The 7,254-nt window shown below is 66.1% G+C and carries 4 protein-coding genes and 1 pseudogene; 3 read left to right on the top strand and 2 right to left on the bottom strand.

Annotated elements, in window-relative coordinates; genetic code table 11:
• Window positions 1-205: 205 nt before the first annotated feature.
• The gene (locus tag ACIRF8_RS31445; RefSeq protein ID WP_404220334.1) at window positions 206-2,974 is read right to left on the bottom strand and encodes a hypothetical protein; all 2,769 of its coding nucleotides are present in this window, start codon (window positions 2,972-2,974) and stop codon (window positions 206-208) included.
• A gap of 624 nt (window positions 2,975-3,598) precedes the next feature.
• On the opposite strand from ACIRF8_RS31445, the gene ACIRF8_RS31450 reads away from it, so the two are divergent.
• On the top strand, window positions 3,599-3,811 hold the full coding sequence (locus ACIRF8_RS31450; protein ID WP_404220336.1) for a hypothetical protein: 213 nt from the start codon (window positions 3,599-3,601) through the stop codon (window positions 3,809-3,811).
• 77 nt (window positions 3,812-3,888) lie between these two features.
• Here ACIRF8_RS31450 and ACIRF8_RS31455 read toward each other — a convergent pair whose 3' ends face one another.
• A complete protein-coding gene (locus ACIRF8_RS31455) occupies window positions 3,889-4,500 on the bottom strand; it encodes a Scr1 family TA system antitoxin-like transcriptional regulator (RefSeq protein ID WP_404220338.1) in 612 nt (203 codons plus the stop codon).
• A 1,136-nt stretch (window positions 4,501-5,636) separates the two neighbouring features.
• On the opposite strand from ACIRF8_RS31455, the pseudogene ACIRF8_RS31460 reads away from it, so the two are divergent.
• Together ACIRF8_RS31460 and ACIRF8_RS31465 are read left to right on the top strand one after the other, a co-directional pair.
• A pseudogene (locus ACIRF8_RS31460) lies at window positions 5,637-6,397 on the top strand (transposase family protein).
• 586 nt (window positions 6,398-6,983) lie between these two features.
• Window positions 6,984-7,202 carry an MbtH family protein gene (locus tag ACIRF8_RS31465; RefSeq protein WP_404220340.1) on the top strand — a complete coding sequence of 73 codons (219 nt, stop codon included), beginning with the start codon at window positions 6,984-6,986 and terminating at the stop codon, window positions 7,200-7,202.
• Window positions 7,203-7,254: the final 52 nt, after the last annotated feature.

The following is a 7,254-nucleotide window of genomic DNA, read 5'->3' on the forward strand; positions in this document are numbered from 1 at the left end:
TCTGGGCAAAAGCGGCTCGGTCGCCGCGTGCTGATTGCCGAAAGCCTTCGCCCTGCCCGGTGCAAAGATGGGTTCTGAGGCATGGTGAGCGAGGCCGGCAGTCCGGCGTCGACTGCCTCGGCCGAACTGGCCCGGGCGGTCGAAAACCGCCCGAGCCATGTCCGGGTACGGCTCTTCGAGCCGTGGGTGGTGGATCTGCGCGGAGTTACTTCTTCCTGCGGGGCATCGCTTTGGTTTTGCCTTGGTGGATCGTCGCGCGGGTCTTCTGCGCCTGCGCCTGGATGGTCTTCTGGACCGATGCGGGCAGGCCCTTGCCCTGGAATGTGCGGACCATCTTGTCGAGCACGGCGTCCGCTTCGGTGAGATTGCCGTCCTTGGCGTGGACGCGGGCGAGGCGGCGCATCGCCTTGTTGAGGGTGATGTTGTCAAGTCCCGCATCGCCTGTGGAGGCGTTGATGGCCGCGCCGAGCTGCTGGACGCTCTCCTTGATGTCGGGTTCACGGACGACGAGCCGCCCGTCGCGGATGTGCTGGAAGTGGCGGCCTGCGTTGGCACCACGGGCCAGTCGGGCGTGCGCTGCCAGCGGGTGGTCGCCGTAGCGTTCGATGACCTCCTGCAAGGCGTCGTTGCCGCCCTTGAGCTGCGGCGCGTCGGAGCCGAGGAACGTCAGCAACTGGCCCTGGTCGTCGCCCATCAGGAGTTCGCCGATCCGCTGGTCGTCGCGGACGAGCGGCTGACGGACCCGTATCGTGCGCGGGGCCGAGACCACGCGAGAGCCGTCAGGAGCCTGGTACGCGGCGGTCAGCTTGTACAGGCCGGGCTCGCTGAAGTAGAGCCCGTCGGCGCCGTACCCGAGGTAGACGCTGGCGTAGACGGCGGGCGCCGCGGCGGTGAGCGTGGTGGTCTCGTGCCTGCCGCAGGTACGAGTGAGCGGCCGGAACATGCGCGTCTGGTTGTAGGGGTCGGTGATCGCGACAGTGACGTGCCCCGCCTCGGGGTCCAGCTCGGGCAGCACGGCGATGTCGCCATGGCTGCCGGTGCGGCCCAGCTTGAACTGCGCGACGACCGGTTCGCCGTACTCGAAGGCCGCCTGCCCCTCCACCGCCAGTACGAGGCCGGACTCGTCGGTCAGCGGCTGCGTGAGCAACTCCATGGACGGTTGCTCCTTGGCGGCGCCGGTCACGAAGTCGTTGCCGCCCATGACCACGTTCCGGTAGAAGCCGTGCCGCAGATGCCGGACCTCGTCGTCGGTGAAGCGGAACGGGAAGGCGCGGAAGAACGCGGCGGCCCGCTCGTCCACGGCCGCACTGCTGTCCCCCTGGTAGAGGTGCGGATACTGCATCCACGACAGGTCGCCGTAACCACCGAGGGGCCCCGACGGCGCGGGCGGGGATGCCGCCCCCTTGGAGAAGGAGTGCAGCAGGTTGAAGGCGTGGCCGAGTTCGTGGACGTAGGTGTGCAGCTCGTCGTTGGTGCCGGGGGTGTTGCATTCCATGAACACCGCTATGCCCTGCCGCTGCAGGCCGATGCTGTCGAACATGGTCCCGGCGATCTTCTTGCTGTCGCCGTCGGCGTAACCACCCGCGACCAGGGTCCACAGCTTCCACTGCGGTACGTCACGGTAACCGCTGAAGTTCGCCACCATCGCCGCGTGCAGCTCGGCCTTCGACCACAGCAGGTCCGTGTCGGCCCCACTGAGGGAGATGACATTGCTGCCGGAGGTGCGCAGCTCGATGCCCGCCTCGGCGAACGAGGAGGGCACGGTGAGTGTCCGGTTGGCGTACCCGGGAGGTACGGCGGCCTTGGAGGTGTCGTAACTGACGAGCGCACTCTCGCCGGCCACCGTGTCGACCTCGTAGTCGACGGTGTGGAAGTACGTGGACACCCTGGGCATGTCGCGCCAGTTGTCGTAGTAGTAAGTCTCGTCCTCCAGGTACAGCCACTGGGCCGCGGACGCCGGCTGGCCGGCCGCGGTCAGCGGGATCAGGAGCTGGACGATGGTGGCGGGGCGGGTCGGCGGTGTGGCCCACGCGAGTCCCTTGCCCGTGACCACCATGTAGGTCCCGGTCCACTGCACCTCCGCACCGGCGGAGCGGAAGGAGTTGGAGTAGGCGGTGGTTCCGCCCGACTCCGTGAAGAGGTCGCCGCTGATGGTGGACAGCGTGCCGACTCCGTCGACGTCGACGCGTGCCTCCACGGTCAGGCCCAGGTTGGTGGCCCGGTAGGTCCCGGACACGGGGAGGTACTGCGTCGTGTACGTCGTCGGAAGCTTGCCCAGACCGGTGGTCAGCGAGGTGACCGCGCCCGACTTCTCCACGCCGGTACGCCAGTTGAGGACGATCCCCTTGGCTCCCTTGATGAGCAGTGAGCGGCGTACGTCGGAAGCGGGGGGCAGCGCGACGACGTGGTCGAGGTCCGACTGGAAATCGGCCGGGAGCTTGGCCCAGCCCGGCGCGTCCGCGTCCGGGCCCTCGGTGATCAGCGCCTCCCGTTCGACGGCGGCGGAGGAGGAGGCACCCCCGTTGTACGTCATGACGCGACTGCCCTTGAACAGATAGGTGCGCCATTCGTTCGCCGACGAGTTGGGCGCCTGCAGCAGGGCATCGACGTTGTTCTTCCACTCGGCGGGCAGCCAGGCGCGCATCGCCAGCGGTTCACGCTTCACCGCTCCGGTGCCCACCCGGTAGAGCAGGCTCTCCGCGCCGGTGATGAACAGGTACTGCTTCGCCCCGTCCGTGTGGTCGGGCAGTTGCAGCACGGCCTCCGGATACAGCTTGAAGTCCTGGTACTCGTACTTGGCCAGGTCGGCGAACTGCCCCCCGTACGCTTCATGGGTCGCCGCGTCGAAGAGCAGAGTCGTCTCACTGATGCCCGCGGCACTGCCGGGCCGCAGGAACATCGCGGACCACCCCTGGCCGGTCGGGCATGCCACCGCGCAGCGGAACCCCGTGGACTTGTGCCTGAGGAACGCCATGAGCGTCCCCCCTCTCTGGAAGGATCGCAGCTCGGGGCGCGCGACCTCTGGGCCTTCACCTCAGCACGGAGGCGCTTGTTCCTCAGATGCGCTACCGGCCAAGTCACCCCACACCGTGACGCCGCTCAACGGACGTACCCTCAGGCGGGCCAAGCCTCGGCCAACCGCTCCCGCCCCACCCCCCCGGCCTGCATCCGGCACTGTCCGAGACTGACGAGGTCACAGAACGCAGGCACACCTCCAAGACCATCCGGTGAACTCGCGAGACTCCCAACATCCGCAATGCGGACAACCGCATGGCCGAACTAAGCGAAAAAAGTGTCTGAACCGGCCATGGTCGACACCAAGGACGCACGAACCCGGCTCATGTGGCAACGAACACGGTGGAGGTAAGCCTCCAACGGCGCGGCGGGCGACGCCGGGACACGGCCGACGGGCGGACGTCGTTCCGTCTCGGTCACCACGATCCGGGCAGGGAGAGGCATCTTGGGTTCCTTCGGTTCCCTGCCGAGCACCCTGCCAAAGCCACACCTGCAACACCCACAGACTTGACAGGGAAATCCGCTGCCGGCCTGACACAGCTTTCGGCATCCTGGACTAAAAGAGCGTTTTGTCCGAGCAAGGGTGTTTGGTAACGCCAACCAGCCGGTCAAGGTCTGGGAGGACACGTCGACGCGGTTGGGGTGCCCTGAGACCGCGTACCGGATCGGGAACGTCTCCTTCTACCGCGTCGGCCGCAAGGTCCTGTCTCTTGCTGTTGAGCACGTTCCGGGCGCCCAGGAGCAGCCGCTGGCCACGGTGACCGCCCTGCCGACCGCCTCTCCCTACAGCGCTTGACCGGCAGGCGCGCGCCCGTCGGCCTCGCAGACCGGGCGCCGCGCCCGGCAGTTGGACGGCCACCGTGCGCAGCCCGTTCAGCCCAGGATGGCTCGTTCGGCAGCGATGAGATCACGGGCCGCCTGTCCGTAGACGGCCATGGAGTGCAGGAGCTGGAAGCGCCGCTGGTAGGCGGTGATCTCCTCTGCATCAGTGATAGTCAAGGATGCAGAGACCGTCTCCACATCGACGCTCACGCCGTCAAGGATGGTGAACGAGGTCGACGGCACGCAGACCATGAGCGTCCGCGCGGGAATGATGCCGATCGTCAGGCCCGCCTGGTCCAGCTTCTCGGTGAGCGAGTCGAGCTGGCCGCGCATCACCGCGGTGCCGCCGATGTTGGTGCGCAGAGCCTGCTCACCGAGGATGAGGTGGCTGGTGCGCCCGTCCTGGCCCAAGAGCGCGGTCCGGGCCGTTCGCGCGGCCACCGCGTCCTCGATCGTGTCGGGGTGGCCATGGTCTTCGGCGACGAGCGTAAGCATGGCGCGGGCGTAGTCCTGGGTCTGCAGGTTGCCCCAGACGACGTCCGCGCAGTAATGCTCACCGCTGCGGGAGGCGCGGTAGCGCTCAAGGTAGCTGTTCTGCACCACGCTCAGGCCCTGCGTCATCATCTCGGTCCACGGGATGTGCTCGTGCTGCTCCATGCTCATGGCGGTCCCCCTCTATGCGGCGGCATGCGGTTGGCAACAGGTCGCTTGGAGCATCCCCGCCCTGCCCGTCAGGGAATCGGCGCAGAACCCTGCTTCGCCGGGTCGTCGCCTCCAGGGAGGTTCGCCTTCATGACCTAAAAGCGGGACCCGTCGTCTCGAGGATGCGGCCGCCGTCATGGTGCCGACGACGACCGAGCGGGAACTACATACTGTGATCAACGATTGTCCTCTGGCACACGATCTTGACCGATTAACAAGTGATCTTGACTGCAATCTTGATCAACGGAGGTCAGCGCATTGGCTTGTCGCCGATGCCGCCCGAGGTCACCTTCCGGGGCCAGCTACACGGTGCAACACTGCGTCCGTGGATGACAGGGCACGCTACGAAGCTCAACTTGACACGCTGATTGCGCTCATCACCTATATGGCCCTCACAAGATGGCGAAGCCGATCTCCCAACGGCCTCTCAAAGGATCTTGGTCTAGCTGAGGATGTTGTCACCCGCGCATTGAACGGGTTTCCTGGCTTGTTCCGCCGAAGCGCTGACTCCTATCCGACTGACGCTGGGCTCCAACACTCCTTCACCCTGCATGCGCGCTATGCACGTCGTCGGCCTCGGGGGGCAGATCCTGCCTCGAATCAACCATCCGGTGCGCATAACGCGGCATCCCGCAGCGACCCCGAGCCCAGTCAGGATGGGTCGGGAGAGGAGCTGGATGCCGAAACGCTCCGCGCACTCCTCGACTACGTGACCGAACGCGCGAGAGCCGAGCGAGACACCCGGTTGCATACCCAATCGATTCGGTGGCTGCTTGCCGGAGCCATCGCGGCCGCCCTCGCCAGCTTGGCAGCCGCGATCATCCAAGCCCTCCGATGATGGACGCTGAGGCGCAGGTCAGCCACTACCGAAGCAGCCTCAACGGTAGGAGCTCGACTACGGCGCTGCCCGCCCAGAGTCGCAGCCCTGCCACCTGCGGTGGTCAAGGTTCAATGTCAGAGGACAGCATCCCCTCTGACAGTGGAGCTGTTTCAGAGTGACCACCGATGGGGCGACGGTGATGGAGGCGCAACGTACGAGGCACCCGTGCCGTTGAGGGAGGTGTTCGAAGTCTCAACTCGTCAGCGCAGGTGCCTCGTTGATCCGTCATCCTGCCGTACTCGACCTCCCGCATGCGCTGGTCGAGTGGGTGACCATGCTCATCGTCGCCCGCGAGGGTGACCGCCGCTGCAAGCTCCCGCCGCACCAGCGTGCCCTGGTCGCTCTGGTGTCGCCCTGGTGTACCTGCGCAAGCGCGAGCCTTTGACCCGGATCGCTGTCGACTTCGGGATCTCTGCCGGTACCTCGCACGCCTGCACCACCGCGGCGGTCGGCCTGCTCGCCGAGCACGCCCCGGGACTGCTGAAGGTACTGCGTGAGACCGACCCGGAGTACGTCCTGCTCGACGCGGCCCTCGCGGGGCGCGACCGGATCGGCGACAGCCGGGCCGACTACTCCGCCAGGCACCGCCTGCACGGAGTCAGCCTCCAGATGGTTACCGATCCCGCCGGCACACTGCTCTGGATCCGGCCCGCGCTGCCGGGCCGCACGCACGACCTGACCGCCGCCCGCACACACCGGATCATCCGGATCTGTGAGCGCCAGGGAGTACCGCTCCTGGCGGACTGCGCCTACATCGGCGCGGGACCATGGGTGACCACCCCACGGCGACGCCCGCCCAACGGCGAGCTTCCCTTGACCCAGCGGACCGTCAACCGGGCGCTGTCCCGGGCCCAGGCAGCGGTCGAGCACCGGTCGGCCCGACTCGAACGATGGCGAATCTTCCGCACGGCACGGTGCAGTCCGCATCGAATGACGTCCATCGCGGCCGCCGTCCTCACCCTGGAGCGGCAGCGCTGAAACAGCGCACCCTCACAAGTAGGCTACCTGCCCGCGTCGTTGCAGGTCATGGGCTGTTTCTGCGGTCTGTAACGAGGCGTGTGTTCGAACGACTGTGAAGCAGCTCGCTTGTGACGAACCACATCTGCCATCACATCGCTTCGAAGGTTATGCATTCGGGAACTCCCGGGCGCGCAGATGTTAGCCGAAAGCGCGTGGACAAAATGAGGGGAAGATACTTAAGGGGGACACATATCGGTCGTATGTTGACTGAAATGTTGCAGGCGGAGGTGTTTCTGTCATATGCCATGGACAGTTACTCTCTCGTTCATATATTAAGTACCGGCGAGTAACCAAGACGATGTGCACTTCCAGGCCGCGAGCGTCCTCTAAAGTGATTGGCCTAAACGTGTCGCGGCTGGGTACTAGTGGCTCCGTCAACGAGTTGTCGCCGATTACTTGAATCGGAAACTATTCTCGCGCGCGTTTAACCGAAGCGTCTGAACGGGGTGGCCGGGGGCATCGCAGGACGCCCGGGCGAAGCAGCTCAGCACAGGAATGCAGAAGTACCTAACGAAGATGGACAAATAAAAGGTGGGGGAAAGTCGTGACCAATCCTTTCGACGATGAGTCGGGGCGCTTCGTGACCTTGGTCAACGAGGAGGGTCAGTACTCGCTGTGGCCCTCGCATCTCGACATCCCGGGAGGGTGGCGGGTCGGAGGGCCCGAGGGGTCGCGTCAGGAATGCCTGGACGCGATCGACGCCGCTTGGAGCGATATGCGGCCCGCCAGCCTCGTGCGGGCCATGGGGGGCGACGCCGGATAGTGCCGCGGAACGGCGTCGCCGACACGCCGTCCCGGACCGAACGCCGGCACGA

The sequence above is a fragment of the Streptomyces sp. NPDC102406 genome (assembly GCF_044765725.1).
Taxonomy (GTDB): Bacteria; Actinomycetota; Actinomycetes; order Streptomycetales; family Streptomycetaceae; genus Streptomyces.